Below are 17,589 nucleotides of genomic sequence, written 5' to 3'. Positions count from 1 at the left end.
CTCTCCCTTGCGGGAGAGGAAAAAAATTACTTCGCGGTTAACAGATTCGCCAGGGTACGTACGCCAAGGCCGGTCGCTCCCGCCGCCCACTGCTCAACCGCCGCTTTACGATAGGTTGCTGAACAGTCGATGTGCAGCCAGCCCTGCTGGTAGTTTTCAACAAAGTGCGACAGGAAACCGGCTGCCGTGCTTGCTCCCGCCGGGAATGAACCCCCTGCGGTGTTGTTCAGTTCCGCAAAGTTAGACGGCAGTTGATTGCGATGGAATTCGGCCAGCGGCAAGCGCCAGAACGGTTCGTTTTCCGCGCTTGCGCTGTCGAGCAAACGCCCGGCAAGCGCATCGTCAAAGCTGAACAGCGCATGATAATCATTGCCCAGTGCGGTTTTCGCCGCGCCGGTCAGCGTTGCCGCATCAATAATCAGCTGCGGTTTCTGCGCAGAGGCGTCGATCAGACCATCCGCCAGCACCAGGCGTCCTTCCGCATCGGTATTCATAATTTCTACGGTTTTACCGTTACGATAACGGATGATATCGCCCAGTTTGAAGGCGTTGCCACTAATCAGGTTATCCGCACAGCACAGGTACAGTTTGATGCGTTTATCCAGCCCACGATGGATGGCAAATGCCAGTGCACCGGTTACCAGCGCTGCGCCGCCCATGTCGGACTTCATTGAATCCATTGAGGAAGTCGGCTTAATGCTGTAACCGCCGGAATCGAAGGTAATGCCTTTACCCACCAGCGCGGCATAAACCGGCGCATCCGGGTTACCGGTCGGGTTGAAATCCAGCGCCAGCAGTACCGGCGGGCGTTCGGAACCACGGCCAACCGTATGCAGACCGAGATAGTTCTGCTCGCGCAGATCTTCACCTTTGGTGATGCGATAAGAGACATTGTCGCCGCCGACTTTATGCAACAGATCGACCGCGCGTTGTGCCAGTTGTTCCGGCCCCAGCTCTTCTGCCGGGGCATTGATGGTATCGCGTACCCAGTCGATGACCAGCAGGCGGCTATCCAGCTCTTTTTGCTCGGCGTCGTTAAGCTGCGCCCATTCCACTTTGCGCGTGCCTTTTGGCCCTTTATAACCGGCCCAGAACGCCCAGCTGCGATCCGCGTCCCAGCCTTCGCCGCTCAGGGCAACATGTTTGATGCCCATGCCGTCGATTTTACGTGCGGCGCGTTGGATCAGGCCTACGTCATCTTTCCCGGTCAGATGCAGTGCGATGCCGTCGTTATTGATGCTGTAAGCGGCTTTCTCACCCCAGCGCGCGTCGGCGCTTTGCGTTGTCAGCGTAATTTTCATAGCTTCTGTCATTATTTTTATCCTTATGGCTGTTCATGAAAACGGGCCGCCCGAAGGCAGCCCGTTTGATGATTACGATGCTTCGTCTAACCAGACTAGCAGAATCGCTTCGAGAATTTTTTCATTCGATGCATTCGGATCATCGTCAAACTCTTCCAGCTCGCAAATCCACTGGTGCATATCGGTGAAACGCACGGTTTTCGGATCCACATCCGGGCGGCTGTCGTACAGCGCCTCGCCGATTTCACGGCTATCGGTCCATTTCAGCCCCATATTAGTGCTCCCGCGCGTGGTTGATGGTGTAGCGAGGAATTTCAACGACCAGATCTTCATCGGTAACACGCGCCTGGCAGCCTAAGCGGCTTTCCGGCTCCAGACCCCACGCTTTATCCAGCATGTCGTCTTCCTCTTCGCTGCTTTCCGGCAGCGAGTCAAAACCTTCACGCACCACACAGTGACACGTGGTACAGGCGCAGGATTTTTCGCAGGCATGCTCAATCTCAATCCCGCCGCGCAGGGCGACATCAAGAATGGTTTCACCGCTCTTAGCTTCCAGAACTGCGCCATCCGGACAGAGATCCTGATGAGGCAGAAAAACAATTTTAGGCATATTAAACCTCGTCGACGGAATGGCCTTTCAGCGCGGTACGTACGGATTGATCCATACGGCGTGCGGCGAATTCCTGGGTTTGTTTATCTACATTTTTAATGGCTTGTTCTATCGCGTCGGTGTCATCGCCGTCGGCAACAGCGCGTAACTGCGCGACTGCGTCGTCGATCTCCGCACGCTCTGCGGCGCTTAACAGCGCGGCGTCAGCGGCAAGCGCGCTGGTAAGGCTTTCCAGCACGCGCGCGGCTTCCACTTTCTGCTCCGCCAGCATGCGCGCTTTCACGTCCTGCTCGGCGAAACTCATGGAGTCTTTAATCATGTCGGCGATTTCGCCATCGGTCAGACCGTAAGACGGTTTCACCTGAATGGAGGCTTCCACCCCGGTGGATTTCTCCATCGCGGTTACGCTGAGCAACCCGTCGGCATCCACCTGGAAAGTGACGCGAATATGCGCCCCGCCAGCCGGCATCGCCGGGATACCGCGCAGGGCAAAACGCGCCAGGGAACGACAGTCGGCCACCAGCTCACGCTCACCCTGCATCACATGGATAGACATTGCTGTCTGGCCATCTTTAAATGTGGTGAACTCCTGCGCGCGCGCCACCGGAATAGTGGTGTTACGCGGGATCACTTTTTCTACGAGGCCACCCATCGTTTCCAGCCCCAGCGAGAGTGGAATGACGTCCAGCAACAGCATTTCGCTGTCTGGCTTGTTACCCACCAGGATATCCGCCTGGATTGCCGCGCCAATCGCCACCACTTTATCCGGGTCAATCGAGGTCAGCGGCGTGCGGCCAAAGAACTCGCCTACCCGCTCGCGCACCAGCGGCACGCGCGTTGAGCCGCCGACCATCACCACTTCCAGCACCTCTTGCGCTTCCACACCCGCATCTTTCAGCGCGCGACGGCAAGAGAGCAGCGTGCGTTTAACCAGTGTTGAAATCAATTCATCAAACTGGCTACGTGTGATAGTCCCCTGCCAGCCTGCCACATTCACGGTAACGCTGTCGGCATCGCTGAGGGCGATTTTTGCGGCAATCGCCGCATCCAGCAATTCGCGCTGTTGACGTACATCGCTGCGATCGGTAATGCCCGCCTGTTCACAGATGAAATCCGCCAGCAGATGGTCGAAATCGTCGCCGCCGAGTGCGGAATCACCGCCGGTCGCCAGCACTTCGAAAACGCCACGGCTCAGGCGCAAAATCGAGATATCAAAGGTACCGCCGCCGAGATCGTAAACCGCAATCACGCCCTCCTGGCCGGAGTCCAGCCCGTAGGCGATTGCCGCAGCGGTCGGTTCGTTCAGCAGGCGTAACACATGCAAGCCCGCCAGACGCGCCGCATCTTTGGTGCCCTGTCGCTGTGCGTCATCAAAATAGGCAGGAACCGTGATCACCACGCCATCCAGCTCGCCGGAAAGGGTCTCCTGCGCGCGAGCGGCAAGGGCTTTGAGAATATCCGCCGAGACGCGAATCGGGTTAACCAGACCGCCACGCGTGACAATCATCGGCAGACCATTTTCACTGGGCTGGAACTGCCACGGCAGGTGCGGGTAACGCGCCTGAATGTCGGCCAGGCTGCGCCCCATCAGGCGTTTCACCGAACTGATGGTGTTTACGGAGTCCAGCGCAGCGTTGGTACGGGCGTCATAACCGACAACATGGCTGTCGGCCTGGTAGTTAACCACCGAAGGGAGCAGGTGACGTCCGGCGCTGTCGGCCAGCGTCTCCGCCTGCCCGCTGCGCACGGTGGCAACCAATGAATTGGTGGTGCCGAGGTCGATACCCGCCGCCAGACGACGCTGGTGCGGCGCAGCGCTCAGACCGGGTTCACTGATTTGTAATAAGGCCATGATGTGCTTCCAAAAAAATTAAAAACCGAGCAGTTTTTCTTCGAGTTGTTCTGTTGCGCTGCGCAGTTTATCGAGAAAACGCAGTTTACGCACGGTATCCGCCGCCGCGTCCCACGTCTGGCTGGCTAATTGCTCCACCATTTGCCGATGGCGCGTGTCATACATCCCTTTCACACGCTGTTGAAATGCGTCCAGACGGGTTGCGTCTTGCGCTTTTTCAATCTCGTCCAGCTCTTCACGCAGCTCAAGTTGTTCCATCAGGAAAGCGGTATCGCGCACCGTGTGCTGCTCGGAGGCCAAATCAAAACCGTGCAACGACAGCAGATATTCTGCGCGCGTTAGCGGGTTGCGCAGCGTTTGCCATGCCTGGTTAATGGTAGCGGATTGCTGGACGGCAGCCAGTTGTTCCGCCTGAGGGCGGCTCGCGAAGCGGTCGGGATGGAACTGACGTTGCAGATCCTGGAAACGTGTCGCCAGCGCCTGGACATCAAGCTGATAGTCGGCCGGCAACCCAAAGAGGGTGAAGTAATCCATAACAATTCCGGGTGTGCAATCGAAACAGACCCCACACGCAGGACGCTGCGGTGGGGTCATCGGATGATGGCGATTAAACGTTGAAGCTTTCGCCGCAACCGCACTCGTCTTTGACGTTCGGGTTGGTGAATTTAAACCCTTCGTTCAGGCCTTCTTTTACGAAGTCCAGTTGAGTGCCGTCAAGGAATTGCAGGCTTTTGCCGTCAACCACTACCTTCACGCCTTTGTCTTCAAACACCGTGTCTTCTTCGTTCGGCGCGTCGACAAATTCAAGGACATAAGCCATACCAGAACAGCCGGAGGTTCTTACCCCCAGACGCAGACCAAACCCTTTACCACGGTTGGCCAGGAAGGTATTGACTCGCGCGGCAGCACTGTCGCTCAGGCTAATGGACATGACAACAACCTCCCGCCTTATTTCGCTTCTTGTTTACTTTTGTAATCCGCAATCGCGGCTTTGATCGCATCTTCCGCCAGGATTGAACAGTGGATTTTCACCGGCGGCAGTTCCAGCTCTTCGGCGATATCGGTGTTCTTGATTGCCTGCGCTTCGTCCAGAGACTTGCCTTTCACCCACTCGGTAACCAGTGAGCTGGAAGCGATTGCGGAACCACAGCCGTAAGTTTTGAAACGCGCGTCTTCGATAATGCCTTTATCGTTTACTTTGATCTGCAGTTTCATCACGTCGCCGCACGCCGGTGCGCCAACCATGCCGCTTCCTACGGTGTCGTCGTTGTCGAACGAGCCAACGTTGCGCGGGTTTTCGTAGTGATCGATTACTTTTTCGCTATAAGCCATTTTTTCTTCTCCTGCTTGCGCAACAATTAATGATGAGCCCATTCGATGGTGGTCAAATCCACGCCCTGTTTGAACATTTCCCACAGCGGAGAGAGTTCACGCAGACGGCCGATGGATTTACGTACCAGCGCGATGGTGTAGTCAATTTCTTCTTCGGTGGTGAAACGACCTAAAGAGAAACGGATGGAGCTGTGTGCCAGCTCATCATTCATGCCCAGTGCGCGCAGCACGTAGGACGGTTCCAGGCTTGCAGAGGTACAAGCAGAGCCGGAGGATACAGCCAGATCTTTCAGCGCCATGATCAGCGACTCGCCTTCAACGTAGTTAAAGCTGACGTTGAGGATGTTCGGTGCGCCGTGTTCGAGATCGCCGTTCAGATAAACTTCTTCGATATCGTTGATGCCGTTCCACAGACGGCTACGCAGGCCACGCAGACGTTCCATTTCGCTGGCCATCTCTTCTTTCGCGATGCGGTACGCTTCGCCCATGCCGACGATCTGGTGAACAGGCAGAGTACCGGAACGCATGCCGCGCTCATGACCGCCGCCGTGCATCTGCGCTTCGATACGCACACGCGGTTTACGCTGCACATACAGCGCGCCGATGCCTTTCGGCCCATAAATTTTATGGCCGGAGAAGGACATCAGATCCACTTTCAACTGGCTCAGGTCGATAGGCAGTTTGCCCACGCTCTGGGTAGCGTCAACGTGATAGATAATGCCGCGCGCACGGCACATTTCACCGATTGCCGCGATATCCTGCACCACGCCGATTTCGTTATTCACGTGCATGATGGAAACGAGGATGGTGTCTTCACGCATCGCCGCTTCCAGCTCTTTCAGGTCGATAATGCCGTTGCTCTGCGGGGCGAGATAGGTCACTTCGAAACCTTCGCGCTCCAGTTGACGACAGGTGTCCAGCACGGCTTTGTGTTCGGTTTTGCTGGTGATAATGTGCTTGCCTTTTTTCTGATAAAAGTTGGCTGCACCTTTGATCGCCAGGTTATCGGATTCGGTTGCACCGGAAGTGAAGACGATTTCACGCGGATCCGCGCCAACCAGTTCTGCGATCTGGTTACGGGCGATATCAACGGCTTCTTCAGCTTGCCAGCCAAAACGGTGAGAACGGGAAGCAGGGTTACCAAAGGTCCCGTCCAGGGTCAGAAACTGCATCATTTTCTCGGCAACACGCGGATCCACCGGCGTGGTTGCGGAGTAATCGAGATAAATCGGTAATTTCATTGATCTTTAAACTCCGTACATCGCTCTAATGCAAGGAATCAGGCAACCGGCTGGATGTACGACCGCGTTAACAGGGCACGGTTTTGTGCCCTGGCCCGATTCTGAATTCTGTTTTTTTATTATGCGCGCAGTTTGACGTCGATAGCGTCTTGAGCACGGGTGGTGCGATGGGATTCGTTACTGTGCTGACGGTCGGACACATCAAGGATTTCCTGGTTATTCACCAGTTCGCCCAGCGTGATGTTGTTTAAGAAACCGGTCAGACGGTCGCTCAGATCGCGCCACAGCGCATGGGTCAGGCACTTATCGCCCCCCTGGCAGCCGCTTTTACCCTGGCAGCGGGTTGCGTCTACGGATTCGTCAACCGCGCTAATCACTTCACCAACAGCAATGGTATTTGCGTCTTTACCCAGCAGGTAACCACCGCCCGGGCCACGTACGCTGGCGACTAAGCCATTTTTACGCAGGCGGGAGAACAGCTGCTCCAGGTAGGAGAGGGAAATTCCCTGACGCTCGGAAATATCAGCCAACGGAACCGGGCCCGCTTCGGAGTTGAGTGCAACGTCCAGCATTGCGGTCACGGCATAACGCCCTTTAGATGTCAGTCTCATGTCTTACAAGCCTCAAACTCGCCCCTGCCCGGGGTGTATTATTAATATGTTAATGTTGCATAGCAGACGCAAGTCTGACATTCCCGACTAAATTGGTCAACTATTTAGTTGACTGTTTTAGTCAGGTATTTGTCGTTTAGTGCTTTCATAGAGTTAGGCCGAAAAAGGGCATTTTCCCGGCCTCGCGCGTTACTCTTTATGCTTCTGTTCGATGGACGCAAGAATGCCGCGCAGGATATTAAGCTCCTGACTTTCCGGACGCGCGCGGGTGAACAGACGACGCAATTTATTCATCACCTGGCCGGGGTGGTTTTCACGAATAAAACCAGTTGCCAGCAGGGTTTGCTCCAGATGCCCGTAAAAACGCTCCAGATCGTCGACCAGCGGGTACGGCGTCTCTTCATGCTCAACCGCCGGGGCACTGCTCTCTTGTGCGGCCAGCCACGCCATACGCACTTCATAAGCAATAACCTGAACCGCCATCGCCAGGTTCAGCGAGCTGTATTCCGGGTTGGCGGCAATCGCCACGTGATAATGACACTTTTGCAGTTCATCATTAGTCAGGCCAACGCGTTCGCGACCAAACACCAGTGCGACCGGCGCATGTTCCGCTTCGGCAACGCTTTTCAGCCCGCATTCACGCGGATCGAGCATCGGCCACGGCAGCGTGCGGGAACGCGCACTGGTGCCGACAACCAGGCTGCAACCGGCGAGCGCTTCATCAAGCGTGTCGACGATGTGCGCATTGCCAATCACATCGCTGGCACCCGCGGCCAGCGCGATAGCCTGTGAATCCGGTTTTACCAGCGGGTTCACCAGCCAGAGATTCGTCAAACCCATTGTTTTCATTGCACGAGCAACAGAGCCCATGTTGCCGGTGTGGGAGGTTTCCACCAGTACGATTCGAATATTTTGCAGCATAGATTTTCAACGGCTAAAGAATATTCGCGCATATTATCATAAAGCAAAGACATAATCCGAATTCGCTGCTATGATATGCGCCGTTTTCCGTTCTTTAACATCCAGTGAGAGAGACCGATGCATCCGATGCTGAACATCGCCGTGCGTGCTGCGCGCAAGGCGGGTAATTTAATTGCCAAAAACTACGAAACGCCAGACACCGTAGAAACCAGCCAGAAAGGCAGCAATGATTTCGTGACCAACATTGATAAAGCAGCCGAAGCGCTGATTATCGAAACAATCCGCAAATCTTACCCGCAACACACCATCATCACTGAAGAGAGTGGTGAGCACGAAGGCACTGACCAGGATGTGCAATGGGTTATCGATCCACTGGATGGCACCACCAACTTCGTTAAACGCCTGCCGCATTTCGCGGTATCCATCGCCGTTCGTATCAAAGGCCGCACTGAAGTCGCGGTGGTTTACGATCCGATGCGTAACGAACTGTTCACCGCCACTCGCGGCCAGGGCGCACAGCTGAACGGCTACCGCCTGCGCGGCAGCACAGCTCGCGATCTGGATGGCACCATTCTGGCGACCGGTTTCCCGTTCAAAGCCAAACAACACGCCACTACCTACATCAACATCGTGGGCAAACTGTTCACCGAATGCGCGGACTTCCGCCGCACGGGTTCCGCTGCGCTTGATCTGGCTTACGTTGCCGCTGGTCGCGTGGATGGTTTCTTCGAAATCGCGCTGAAACCGTGGGATTTCGCAGCCGGTGAACTGCTGGTACGTGAAGCTGGCGGCCTGGTATGTGATTTCACCGGTGGTCACAACTATATGATGACCGGCAACATCGTGGCGGGTAACCCGCGCGTGGTGAAAGCGATGCTGGCGAATATGCGTGACGAGCTGAGCGACGCGCTGAAACGCTAAGTCTGGCGGTGCCCGGCGCTGGTTCGCCACCACCGGGCACAATCAAAATGGCCGTAATCCGCCGCCCGGCGGTAACGCACTGACCCACATCACTACCGACGCGCTAACCAACAACACGCCACCGGCCAGCGCCAGCGTGGTCCAGCCAACCTGCCGCCACAATACCGGCGCACGCTCCCCGCTTAATTTCACTGCCAGTTGGCGAAAGCCATGAACCAGCAGCGCCAGCGAGCTGATAGTCAGTGACGTTCCGACCGCCATTGCCAGCGCGGATGCCACACCCCAGCTAAACACGCCAATCACTTTACTGAACAGCAGCACCATGATAGCGCCGGAACAGGGGCGCATCCCCATCGACAAAATAATCATCAGCCGTGCGCGCCAGTCCTCACCGTTCTGCAGTTGCGCTGACGTCGGGAGATGCTGATGACCGCAGCCACAGTTGGCATGATGTTCATGATGTGGCGTGAACGCGCGGAATTTAGGCGCACGAAGCAGCGCGCGCAGCTTTTTCAACGCTCGCCAGCACAAAAGCACGCCCAGCACACCTACCAGTAAATAACTGCCCTTCTCCAGCCAGTAACCGCTTAAATGCAGTTGCCGCGCAGGCAGTGCCAGAATACTCAGCACAACCACCACCAGCGCAATCGCCACCAGCCCCTGCAATAACGAAGAGGCCAGCGTTAAGCCAATCGCCGGTTTCAGTTTTGACGGATGCGTAGCAAGCCAGGTGGCGATCACCACTTTGCCGTGCCCCGGCCCAAGCGCATGCAGCACACCATAGACAAAACTGAACAGCAGTAGCGCCCCACCAGCCTGATGCGGGTTTTCCACCACCGCTTTCAGCAAGCTGCTCATTTTCATATTCACATCGCGCTGCCAGATAACGCTTTTCACCATCACCTGCGGCCAGATCTGCCACAGCCACAACGCGGCTGCCAGCGCGCATACCATAAAAAGCACCAGCGGCCACCAGTGCAATAAGCGTCGTTTTCGCGCCGCAGCGCTCATCATCACGGACATGTCAGCGTCACCGTCTGGGCAAATTGTTTACCAAGTTGCATATCTTCCGCTGGCGCATCGGCTTTATCCAGCGATTGAGCATAATTCAGCACCTCTTCGCCAGGTTTGGGCGTTTGTACCGCCAGTTTGCAGCCCTGCGGCGCGGCGGAAGGCAATGTCGCATCGCTCGCTTTTGTGTAACTCATGTCGACGAAATAGGTGGGGTCAAAGGTTGAAAAAGTATACTGCTGACCGCCGAGCGGCTGCGGTTCGGCGAGCGGCAAAATAAACGTCAGCACCGCCTGGTGCGCGACCTGTTCCATGCCATATTCCGTAGGTCGGTTAAGAAACTTCACTTTCTGCCCGTGGTGCCAGACTTCGGTGAAATAGTGTTGACCCAGTACGTTTGCCATCACCTCTGCCGCCAGTTTTTTCCAGATCTCATCGCCGGGTTTTGCATTGCCCGCGTCATACAGCAGATCCGCTGAGGTGATCTCATCCATCGTCCAGCGCATTTTCAGCCCGGTGAACTGCCCATTTTCGATCAGCACTTGCGTTTTCATGCGGATAAAACTGTGCGGATGCGCCACCACTGAAAATGATAAAAGCGCGAGAAACAGGCCACTTGCGCATTGTTTAACTGCTTGCATGTCTTCCCCACGAGAAAAATTCTGTGATGCTCCCCGGCAATCCTGAATGAAAGAGCTGCCGCTGCGCTATCGCTGAGCATACCTTTAACTACGCTTATCAAAAACCCTAACTGGAACCTGACAGATGACAATTGTAATGACACCGCCATCTGCGCTCTCCAGTCCGCAGCGCCGCTGCCAGGTGCTTTTGATGCTCGCCTTGCCGGGGCAACACGTCACCATGGAACATATCAGCGCTATGAATGGAGTGGACGATGCCGTGGCTCGCCTGGATATTGCTGAAACGGAAAGTGAAATTCAGCGCTACCACCGGCTCTCTATCGTTCCCCACCCTAACGGCGGCTTTCGGATTGAGGGCGCACCACTCGATCAACGTTTATGCCTGTTGCACTGGCTTCGCCGTGCGCTGCGGCTGTGCCCGCAATTTATCACGCAACAGTTTACCCCGGCGTTAAAAACGGCGCTTAAACAGCAAGGTATTGCCCGAACGTTATACGACGACACGAACCTGCTGGCGTTAATTAATCTCTGTTCGCGCCGCCTGCAGCGCGTCTTTGAATGCCGGGATATGCAATTTCTGCGTCTCTATTTGCAATATTGTTTACTGCAACATCACCATGGACATACACCGGAATTTAACCCGGTTCAGCAAGAGTGGGCGAGAATGCGCGCCGAGTATCAGGTGGCGCAGGAGATTGTGCGGCACTGGCAGCGCCGTGTTGTCGACTCTCCGCAGCAGAATGAGCACCTGTTTTTATCGTTGCTGTTTATGCTGGTTCGCACGCCCGATCCGCTGCGTGACCAGCAACACCAGGATCGCCGTCTGCAAAAAGCCATCCGTCGGATGATTGCCCGCTTTCACGCTCTGGCAGGGTTGCGTTTCAGCGATGAGCAGGGCTTAAGCGCCCAGCTCTATGTTCATATTGCCCAGGCGCTGGATCGCAGCTTGTTCGGCATTGGTATTGATAACAGCCTGCCCGCAGAGATCAACCAGCTTTACCCGCGCCTGATGCGAACCACCCGCGATGCATTGCAGGAGCTGGAAGACGAGTACGATTTGCGCTTCAGCGATGAAGAAGCGGGGCTGGTGGCGGTGATTTTCGGTGCCTGGCTGATGCAGGACAGCGATCTGCATGAGAAACAAGTCGTGTTGATTACTGGCGAAGACAGTACGCGCGAACAACAGATTGAGCAGCAACTGCGCGAATTAACGCTGCTGCCGCTCAATATCCGCTATCTGCCGCTTAAGGAGTTCCGCGACGGTGGCGCGCCGAAGGACGTGACGTTGATTATCACGCCTTACACGACGCCGCTGCCGCTGTTCTCACCACCGTTGATTCATACCGATGGGCCGCTGAGCGGGCAACAGCAGCGGCATATCCGCGACATGCTGGAGAGTTAGCGGGTCTGCACTGCGACTTTCGGGCGCAGGAACAGTGCCGGAATGGCCAACACCGCCATGACAAAAAACAGCCCCTGATGCAGATGTTCAAACAGGAAACCGGCGATCATGGTCATCAGCGCGATACTGCCGCCCATGGCTACCGCTGAATAGACTGCTTGTAAGCGGATGACTTCACTGCCCTGCCGCGCCGAGATATAGCGCATCGCGGCAAGATGGCACACGGTGAACGTACCGCAGTGCAGGATCTGGGCAATAATCAGCCACGGGAGCGTGGTCGTCCAGCCCATCAGGCTCCAGCGCACCAGCCCGCAAACGGCGGAAAGCAGCAGCAGATCGCGCGCGCTGAAGCGACGGAACAGACGGTTACTGAGCGCGAAAATTACCACTTCCGCCACCACGCCTAACGACCACAGATATCCCACCGTTGAAGCAGAATACCCCGCCGACTGCCAGTAAATGGCGCTGAAGCCGTAATAGGCAGCATGTGCGCCCTGCAGCAGCGACACACAGGCGAGGAAACGCCAGTTCTGCACAATCAGTGCCCGCCACGCCTGCCAGCCTGCGCCGTCCTGCTGGCGATTTTCACCCTGCGGCAAAATGGAAGGACGCAGCAGCATCCCCAACAACATGGATGCCGCGCCCAGCGTCAGCAACACCAGAATCGCCTGGTAATCAAACAGGCTCACCAGTTTGCCGGTTAACGCCGAACCAATCACAAAAGCAATCGATCCCCACAGCCGCACGCGTCCGTAGTCCATCGGGAACTGTTTTTGCCAGGTACCCGCCAGCGCATCGGTGAGCGGCACCAGCGGCGAAAAAAAGAGGTTAAAACCAATGATAATGACCGCCAGCCACGCCACATGCGTTCCGGCATAAAATGCCAGCGCAAACAGCAACGTTGCCAGCGCCAGCACGCGCAAAGCCGTAATCAAGCGGGAAGGATCACTCACGCGCGGGGCGATGAAAAGGCTGCCAAGAAAGCGGGCGACAAGACCTGCGCCGAGCAACATCCCGATGATTTCGGGGGTCAGCCCCACGCCTTTGAGCCAGACGCTCCAGAAAGGTAAGAAGATGCCGTAGCTAAAAAAATAGGTGAAATAAGCGAGCGCCAGCCAGCGCGTGGACTGCAAGACCATGATTTCCTCCTGAATGGAGGCGATAGTCTGGCGATAAATAACAGGGCTGGCAAGTAACAATCAGGCAACACATGCGCTTGCCCAACGTTTGCAGGCGAATATCAGCCTCCGGGTTGCTCACGGTTGCTTAGCGAATATAAGAATCCAGCACGCTCAGCACCACATCCAGATCCGCTTCACGCTTAATTTCGTCGTTCTCATGCACGATATGATCGGTCAGATGGCCTTTAATTACTTCGCGCATTAAGCCGTTTACCGCGCCGCGGATCGCCGCGATTTGCTGCAAAACCTGAGCGCATTCATGCGGCTCATCAAGCATTTTTTTCAGCGCGGCAACCTGGCCTTCTATTTTGCTCGCCCGCGCTTTTAACTTTTTCTTGTCCCGGATGGTATGCGACATACAGACCTCAAATCGACCGTGCTTAAACGAACCTTAGCATAACATGCATCAACTGGGGGGGAGTTTATTTCTACTGGGGGGTAGTATTTACTACTGGGGGGGAGTAGATTTGAGCGCACAAATTTTTACCGAGAATTATTCTCATGAATGACTTCACCACGCTTTTTCAGCAAGGGAACGCCTGGTTTTTTATTCCGAGCGCCATCCTGCTCGGCGCGCTGCACGGCCTCGAACCGGGGCACTCTAAAACAATGATGGCGGCATTTATTATCGCTATCAAAGGCACAGTGAAACAGGCCGTGATGCTGGGTCTCGCCGCAACGCTATCGCACACGGTGGTAGTGTGGCTGATTGCGCTCGGCGGCATGTATCTCAGCAGCCAGTTCACCGCCCAAGCCGTTGAACCCTGGCTGCAAATGGTGTCTGCGGCGATCATTTTTGCGACCGCTGTGTGGATGTTTCTCCGTACCTGGCAAGGTGAACGTTCGTGGCACGCCGGGCATCATCATCACCATGAACATGACCACGGCCACGCGCACCGTGCTCCAGGCCTGGTGCTTCAGCCGCTACAACCGGTGCGTGTCAACGCACAACCAACCATTCTGTCGCTGCGTAAAATGACCAAAGAAGAGGAGTACCAGGATGCGCATGAGCGGGCGCACGCGCGGGATATCGAGCGCCGTTTTACCGGCGGCGAGGTGACGAACGGTCAGATCCTGCTATTCGGTTTAACCGGCGGGCTTATCCCCTGCCCGGCGGCGATCACTATTTTGCTGATCTGTATTCAGTTAAAAGCCATCACGCTGGGCGCAACGTTAGTGGTCTCTTTCAGTATCGGGCTTGCCCTCACACTGGTCGCGGTTGGCGTTGGCGCGGCAATCAGCGTCCAGCAAGCGGCAAAACGCTGGTCCGGGTTCAATACGCTGGCACGTAAGGCACCCTATTTCTCCAGCGCGCTTATCGCCCTTGTTGGCGTTTATATGGGCATCCACGGATACACCGGGCTGCAATAATCAGGCATAAAAAAACCCGCACAAGGCGGGTTTTTTTGTCGGGCTACACTTACGCGTAAACCGGGAAACGGGCGCAGATATCCAGAACTTTACCTTTGACGCGCTCGATAACCGCTTCGTCATTGATGTTGTCCAGCACGTCACACATCCAGCCAGCCAGCTCCTTCACTTCCGCTTCTTTAAAGCCACGACGGGTCACAGCCGGGCTACCGATACGGATACCGGAAGTGACAAACGGGCTCTTCGGATCGTTCGGCACGCTGTTTTTGTTCACCGTGATGTTTGCACGACCCAGCGCAGCATCCGCTTCTTTACCGGTCAGGTTTTTGTCTACCAGATCCAGCAGGAACAGGTGGTTTTCAGTACCGCCAGACACCACTTTGTAGCCACGGTTCAGGAACACTTCCACCATCGCTTTGGCATTTTTGGCAACCTGCTGTTGGTAAACTTTAAACTCTGGCTCCATCGCTTCTTTCAGTGCCACCGCTTTTGCCGCGATAACGTGCATCAACGGGCCGCCCTGCGCGCTTGGGAAAACGGCGGAGTTCAGTTTTTTGTACAGCTCTTCGTCACCGCCTTTCGCCAGGATCAGACCGCCGCGCGGGCCTGCCAGGGTTTTGTGGGTGGTGGTGGTCACAACATGTGCGTGCGGAACCGGGTTCGGGTAAACACCGGCGGCGATCAGACCCGCAACGTGTGCCATGTCAACGAACAGGTAAGCACCGATGCTGTCGGCGATTTCGCGCATTTTCGCCCAGTCAACGATACCGGAGTAAGCAGAGAAACCACCGATGATCATCTTCGGTTTATGCTCTTTCGCCTGCTTCGCCATGTCTTCGTAATCAATCTTACCGGACTCATCAATACCGTAAGGGATGATGTTGTACAGTTTGCCAGAGAAGTTAACCGGGGAGCCGTGAGTCAGGTGGCCGCCCTGCGCCAGGTTCATACCCAGAACGGTATCACCCGGTTGCAGCAGCGCAGTGTAGACCGCGAAGTTCGCCTGCGAGCCGGAGTGCGGTTGCACGTTAGCGTAATCAGCGCCAAACAGTTCTTTCGCGCGATCAATCGCCAGTTGCTCCACGATATCCACATACTCGCAACCGCCGTAGTAGCGTTTGCCCGGGTAGCCTTCGGCGTATTTGTTCGTCAGCTGAGAACCCTGAGCCTGCATTACACGCGGGCTGGTGTAGTTTTCGGAGGCGATCAGTTCAATGTGTTCTTCCTGACGTACTTTTTCCTGCTCCATAGCCTGCCACAGTTCGGCATCATAATCGGCAATGTTCATTTCACGCTTTAACATCCGCATCTCCTGACTCAGCTAACAAAACAACTCTAAATGAGGGCCCAAATTTGGGGAACGGCCCACAGTATAACTGATTAATATTCTGATAACAGGTCTTGACAAAGGTTTTTACGCAAACGATTGGCTCCGCGTCAGACAAGGGTTTGAGCGATAACGCACTTCCCTGTTAAAGCGGATTTCTTTTCAGGTTTGTGATGCAACATATTCACGATGTAAATCCCTTTACCTTGCCCGCTCTTTACAAGCCAGGTCGCTGCGCTATAAGATGCATTTAAAATACAACTTTAAATAATCTGCAAAAAAGGAAGCCATCATGCTCGACGCCCAAACCATCGCTACGGTCAAATCCACCCTACCCCTGCTGGCAGCAACCGGACCAAAACTCACCGCCCATTTTTATGACCGGATGTTCACTCACAACCCGGAGCTGAAAGAGATTTTCAATATGAGCAATCAGCGCAACGGCGATCAGCGTGAAGCGCTGTTCAACGCCATCGCCGCTTACGCCAGCAATATTGATAATCTTGCCGCACTGCTGCCGGCGGTTGAGAAAATCGCCCAGAAGCACACCAGTTTTCAGATCCAGCCGGAGCAGTACAATATTGTGGGTACACACCTGCTGGCGACGCTGGATGAGATGTTCAGCCCGGGGCAAGAAGTGTTAGACGCCTGGGGAAAAGCCTATGGCGTCCTGGCGGGCGTCTTTATCAACCGTGAAGCGCAAATCTACAGCGAACACGCGGAAAAAGCAGGCGGCTGGCAAGGCACGCGCGCGTTCCGCCTGGTAGAGAAAAAACCGCAGAGCGCACTTATCACAAGCTTTGAATTCGAACCGGTCGACGGCCAGCCAGTCGCCGCTTATCAACCGGGGCAATATCTTGGTGTCTGGCTGAAACCAGAAGGTTTCGCCAATCAGGAGATCCGCCAGTATTCCCTGACCCGCCAGCCTGACGGCAAAAGCTACCGTATCGCGGTAAAACGCGAAGCGGGTGGCCAGGTCTCTAACTGGCTGCATAACAGTGCGAAAGTGGGCGATGTTGTGCATCTTGCTGCGCCTGCCGGGGATTTCTTTCTTGATGTGCAGAGCAGCACGCCGGTCACGCTGATCTCCGCGGGTGTCGGTCAGACACCGATGCTGGCAATGCTCGACAGCCTTTCCAAATCACAACATGCTGCGCAGGTAAACTGGTTCCACGCCGCGATGAATGGCGAGGTGCATGCCTTTGCCGATGAAGTGAGCAAACTGGGTGCTTCACTGAACCATTTTTACCAGCATGTCTGGTATCAACAGCCTGCGACAGCTGAGGTGAACAGCGGTCGCTATCACAGTGAAGGGTTGATGGATTTGCGCGCGCTGGAAGGGAAGTTCAGCGATCCGGCGATGCAGTTTTATCTCTGCGGCCCGGTCGGTTTTATGCAGTTTGTCGCGCAACAACTGGTCGCGCTTGGTGTGAACAAAGAGAGCATTCATTACGAATGCTTTGGCCCGCATAAAGTGTTGTAAAACAGATACCCTCACCCTGCGGGGTGAGGGAAAAACATCAGATTGCGGCGTCGTCTTCTTCACCGGTACGGATACGCACTACGCGCGCAACATCAAAGACGAAGATCTTACCGTCGCCGATCTTGCCGGTCTGAGCAGTACGGATAATGGTGTCCACGCAGGTATCAACGATGTCGTCAGTCACGACAATTTCAATCTTCACCTTCGGCAGAAAATCCACCATATACTCCGCGCCACGGTAAAGTTCAGTGTGGCCTTTCTGGCGACCAAAACCTTTCACTTCCGTTACCGTCATCCCGGTGATGCCGACTTCAGCCAGCGCTTCACGTACGTCATCCAGTTTGAAAGGTTTAATAATCGCATCAATCTTTTTCATGGTCGTTC

General features: G+C 55.4%; 20 protein-coding genes. 4 read left to right on the top strand and 16 right to left on the bottom strand.

All coding sequences use genetic code 11. The features are described 5' to 3' along the window. Positions 1 to 26 precede the first annotated feature (26 nt). The 10 genes from pepB to trmJ form a co-directional block, all read right to left on the bottom strand. Entirely contained in the window at positions 27 to 1,313 is a 1,287-nt protein-coding gene (gene pepB / locus BN2591_RS08880; RefSeq protein WP_086870758.1) for an aminopeptidase PepB, read from the bottom strand. 60 nt (positions 1,314 to 1,373) lie between these two features. Then, complete coding sequence (iscX, locus tag BN2591_RS08875; RefSeq protein WP_007370809.1) at positions 1,374 to 1,574, bottom strand: Fe-S cluster assembly protein IscX; 201 nt, start codon at positions 1,572 to 1,574, stop codon at positions 1,374 to 1,376. Position 1,575: 1 nt separating this feature from the next. After that, a complete protein-coding gene (gene fdx, locus BN2591_RS08870) occupies positions 1,576 to 1,911 on the bottom strand; it encodes an ISC system 2Fe-2S type ferredoxin (protein ID WP_017459006.1) in 336 nt (111 codons plus the stop codon). Between the two features lies 1 nt (position 1,912). Beyond that, positions 1,913 to 3,763 carry a Fe-S protein assembly chaperone HscA gene (gene hscA / locus BN2591_RS08865; RefSeq protein ID WP_086870756.1) on the bottom strand — a complete coding sequence of 617 codons (1,851 nt, stop codon included), beginning with the start codon at positions 3,761 to 3,763 and terminating at the stop codon, positions 1,913 to 1,915. 18 nt (positions 3,764 to 3,781) lie between these two features. Continuing rightward, the gene (gene hscB, locus BN2591_RS08860; protein WP_086870754.1) at positions 3,782 to 4,297 is read right to left on the bottom strand and encodes a co-chaperone HscB; all 516 of its coding nucleotides are present in this window, start codon (positions 4,295 to 4,297) and stop codon (positions 3,782 to 3,784) included. 73 nt (positions 4,298 to 4,370) lie between these two features. Next, the gene (gene iscA / locus BN2591_RS08855) at positions 4,371 to 4,694 is read right to left on the bottom strand and encodes an iron-sulfur cluster assembly protein IscA (protein ID WP_017459009.1); all 324 of its coding nucleotides are present in this window, start codon (positions 4,692 to 4,694) and stop codon (positions 4,371 to 4,373) included. 17 nt (positions 4,695 to 4,711) lie between these two features. After that, entirely contained in the window at positions 4,712 to 5,095 is a 384-nt protein-coding gene (gene iscU, locus BN2591_RS08850; protein ID WP_017459010.1) for a Fe-S cluster assembly scaffold IscU, read from the bottom strand. A gap of 26 nt (positions 5,096 to 5,121) precedes the next feature. Beyond that, on the bottom strand, positions 5,122 to 6,336 hold the full coding sequence (gene iscS, locus BN2591_RS08845) for a cysteine desulfurase (protein WP_017459011.1): 1,215 nt from the start codon (positions 6,334 to 6,336) through the stop codon (positions 5,122 to 5,124). Between the two features lie 119 nt (positions 6,337 to 6,455). Beyond that, on the bottom strand, positions 6,456 to 6,947 hold the full coding sequence (gene iscR, locus BN2591_RS08840; RefSeq protein ID WP_020454728.1) for a Fe-S cluster assembly transcriptional regulator IscR: 492 nt from the start codon (positions 6,945 to 6,947) through the stop codon (positions 6,456 to 6,458). Positions 6,948 to 7,136: 189 nt separating this feature from the next. Further along, positions 7,137 to 7,868 carry a tRNA (cytosine(32)/uridine(32)-2'-O)-methyltransferase TrmJ gene (gene trmJ, locus BN2591_RS08835; RefSeq protein WP_086870752.1) on the bottom strand — a complete coding sequence of 244 codons (732 nt, stop codon included), beginning with the start codon at positions 7,866 to 7,868 and terminating at the stop codon, positions 7,137 to 7,139. Between the two features lie 117 nt (positions 7,869 to 7,985). Here trmJ and suhB point away from each other — a divergent pair, with 117 nt between their 5' ends. Beyond that, the gene (gene suhB, locus BN2591_RS08830; RefSeq protein WP_086870749.1) at positions 7,986 to 8,789 is read left to right on the top strand and encodes an inositol-1-monophosphatase; all 804 of its coding nucleotides are present in this window, start codon (positions 7,986 to 7,988) and stop codon (positions 8,787 to 8,789) included. Positions 8,790 to 8,831: 42 nt separating this feature from the next. Here the strand turns inward: suhB and BN2591_RS08825 are convergent, their stop codons facing one another. Together BN2591_RS08825 and BN2591_RS08820 are read right to left on the bottom strand one after the other, a co-directional pair. Beyond that, positions 8,832 to 9,812, bottom strand: coding sequence for a nickel/cobalt transporter (locus BN2591_RS08825; RefSeq protein ID WP_086870747.1), 981 nt, complete (start codon positions 9,810 to 9,812; stop codon positions 8,832 to 8,834). Beyond that, a complete protein-coding gene (locus tag BN2591_RS08820) occupies positions 9,803 to 10,441 on the bottom strand; it encodes a DUF1007 family protein (protein ID WP_086870745.1) in 639 nt (212 codons plus the stop codon). Before BN2591_RS08820 ends, BN2591_RS08825 begins: the two co-directional genes overlap by 10 nt. A gap of 124 nt (positions 10,442 to 10,565) precedes the next feature. Here BN2591_RS08820 and csiE point away from each other — a divergent pair, with 124 nt between their 5' ends. Next, positions 10,566 to 11,843 (top strand): stationary phase inducible protein CsiE, encoded by a 1,278-nt coding sequence (gene csiE, locus BN2591_RS08815; RefSeq protein ID WP_086870743.1) that lies wholly within the window; start codon positions 10,566 to 10,568, stop codon positions 11,841 to 11,843. Here csiE and BN2591_RS08810 read toward each other — a convergent pair. Further along, complete coding sequence (locus BN2591_RS08810; RefSeq protein ID WP_086870741.1) at positions 11,840 to 12,982, bottom strand: 3-phenylpropionate MFS transporter; 1,143 nt, start codon at positions 12,980 to 12,982, stop codon at positions 11,840 to 11,842. The genes csiE and BN2591_RS08810 overlap by 4 nt on opposite strands. A 127-nt stretch (positions 12,983 to 13,109) precedes the next feature. After that, entirely contained in the window at positions 13,110 to 13,382 is a 273-nt protein-coding gene (rcnR, locus tag BN2591_RS08805) for a Ni(II)/Co(II)-binding transcriptional repressor RcnR (protein WP_017459019.1), read from the bottom strand. A 143-nt stretch (positions 13,383 to 13,525) separates the two neighbouring features. On the opposite strand from rcnR, the gene BN2591_RS08800 reads away from it, so the two are divergent. Then, positions 13,526 to 14,395: a nickel/cobalt efflux protein RcnA gene (locus BN2591_RS08800; RefSeq protein WP_086870739.1), complete on the top strand. Its 870-nt coding sequence runs from the start codon at positions 13,526 to 13,528 to the stop codon at positions 14,393 to 14,395. A gap of 49 nt (positions 14,396 to 14,444) precedes the next feature. Here BN2591_RS08800 and glyA read toward each other — a convergent pair whose 3' ends face one another. Beyond that, positions 14,445 to 15,698 (bottom strand): serine hydroxymethyltransferase, encoded by a 1,254-nt coding sequence (glyA, locus tag BN2591_RS08795; protein ID WP_008502165.1) that lies wholly within the window; start codon positions 15,696 to 15,698, stop codon positions 14,445 to 14,447. A 316-nt stretch (positions 15,699 to 16,014) separates the two neighbouring features. On the opposite strand from glyA, the gene hmpA reads away from it, so the two are divergent. Beyond that, positions 16,015 to 17,205 carry an NO-inducible flavohemoprotein gene (hmpA, locus tag BN2591_RS08790; RefSeq protein ID WP_086870737.1) on the top strand — a complete coding sequence of 397 codons (1,191 nt, stop codon included), beginning with the start codon at positions 16,015 to 16,017 and terminating at the stop codon, positions 17,203 to 17,205. Between the two features lie 37 nt (positions 17,206 to 17,242). On the opposite strand, the gene glnB is transcribed toward hmpA, so the two are convergent. After that, positions 17,243 to 17,581 carry a nitrogen regulatory protein P-II gene (gene glnB / locus BN2591_RS08785; protein WP_002438074.1) on the bottom strand — a complete coding sequence of 113 codons (339 nt, stop codon included), beginning with the start codon at positions 17,579 to 17,581 and terminating at the stop codon, positions 17,243 to 17,245. Positions 17,582 to 17,589: the final 8 nt, after the last annotated feature.

The organism is Kosakonia pseudosacchari, assembly GCF_900184035.1.
Lineage (GTDB): Bacteria > Pseudomonadota > Gammaproteobacteria > Enterobacterales > Enterobacteriaceae > Kosakonia > Kosakonia pseudosacchari.
Note: the sequence above shows the minus strand (reverse complement) of the source record. Positions and strands in the feature narration are given on the sequence as shown.

What these genes read in the sequence shown, in the direction of transcription:
- glnB (WP_002438074.1), bottom strand. Translation starts at nt 17,581, where the DNA reads ATGAAAAAGATTGATGCGATTATTAAACCTTTCAAACTGGATGACGTA.
- iscX (WP_007370809.1), bottom strand. Translation starts at nt 1,574, where the DNA reads ATGGGGCTGAAATGGACCGATAGCCGTGAAATCGGCGAGGCGCTGTAC.
- BN2591_RS08820 (WP_086870745.1), bottom strand. Translation starts at nt 10,441, where the DNA reads ATGCAAGCAGTTAAACAATGCGCAAGTGGCCTGTTTCTCGCGCTTTTA.
- glyA (WP_008502165.1), bottom strand. Translation starts at nt 15,698, where the DNA reads ATGTTAAAGCGTGAAATGAACATTGCCGATTATGATGCCGAACTGTGG.
- pepB (WP_086870758.1), bottom strand. Translation starts at nt 1,313, where the DNA reads ATGACAGAAGCTATGAAAATTACGCTGACAACGCAAAGCGCCGACGCG.
- BN2591_RS08800 (WP_086870739.1), top strand. Translation starts at nt 13,526, where the DNA reads ATGAATGACTTCACCACGCTTTTTCAGCAAGGGAACGCCTGGTTTTTT.
- iscR (WP_020454728.1), bottom strand. Translation starts at nt 6,947, where the DNA reads ATGAGACTGACATCTAAAGGGCGTTATGCCGTGACCGCAATGCTGGAC.
- suhB (WP_086870749.1), top strand. Translation starts at nt 7,986, where the DNA reads ATGCATCCGATGCTGAACATCGCCGTGCGTGCTGCGCGCAAGGCGGGT.
- BN2591_RS08810 (WP_086870741.1), bottom strand. Translation starts at nt 12,982, where the DNA reads ATGGTCTTGCAGTCCACGCGCTGGCTGGCGCTCGCTTATTTCACCTAT.
- hscB (WP_086870754.1), bottom strand. Translation starts at nt 4,297, where the DNA reads ATGGATTACTTCACCCTCTTTGGGTTGCCGGCCGACTATCAGCTTGAT.
- fdx (WP_017459006.1), bottom strand. Translation starts at nt 1,911, where the DNA reads ATGCCTAAAATTGTTTTTCTGCCTCATCAGGATCTCTGTCCGGATGGC.
- iscU (WP_017459010.1), bottom strand. Translation starts at nt 5,095, where the DNA reads ATGGCTTATAGCGAAAAAGTAATCGATCACTACGAAAACCCGCGCAAC.
- BN2591_RS08825 (WP_086870747.1), bottom strand. Translation starts at nt 9,812, where the DNA reads ATGTCCGTGATGATGAGCGCTGCGGCGCGAAAACGACGCTTATTGCAC.
- iscA (WP_017459009.1), bottom strand. Translation starts at nt 4,694, where the DNA reads ATGTCCATTAGCCTGAGCGACAGTGCTGCCGCGCGAGTCAATACCTTC.
- iscS (WP_017459011.1), bottom strand. Translation starts at nt 6,336, where the DNA reads ATGAAATTACCGATTTATCTCGATTACTCCGCAACCACGCCGGTGGAT.
- trmJ (WP_086870752.1), bottom strand. Translation starts at nt 7,868, where the DNA reads ATGCTGCAAAATATTCGAATCGTACTGGTGGAAACCTCCCACACCGGC.
- csiE (WP_086870743.1), top strand. Translation starts at nt 10,566, where the DNA reads ATGACAATTGTAATGACACCGCCATCTGCGCTCTCCAGTCCGCAGCGC.
- hscA (WP_086870756.1), bottom strand. Translation starts at nt 3,763, where the DNA reads ATGGCCTTATTACAAATCAGTGAACCCGGTCTGAGCGCTGCGCCGCAC.
- rcnR (WP_017459019.1), bottom strand. Translation starts at nt 13,382, where the DNA reads ATGTCGCATACCATCCGGGACAAGAAAAAGTTAAAAGCGCGGGCGAGC.
- hmpA (WP_086870737.1), top strand. Translation starts at nt 16,015, where the DNA reads ATGCTCGACGCCCAAACCATCGCTACGGTCAAATCCACCCTACCCCTG.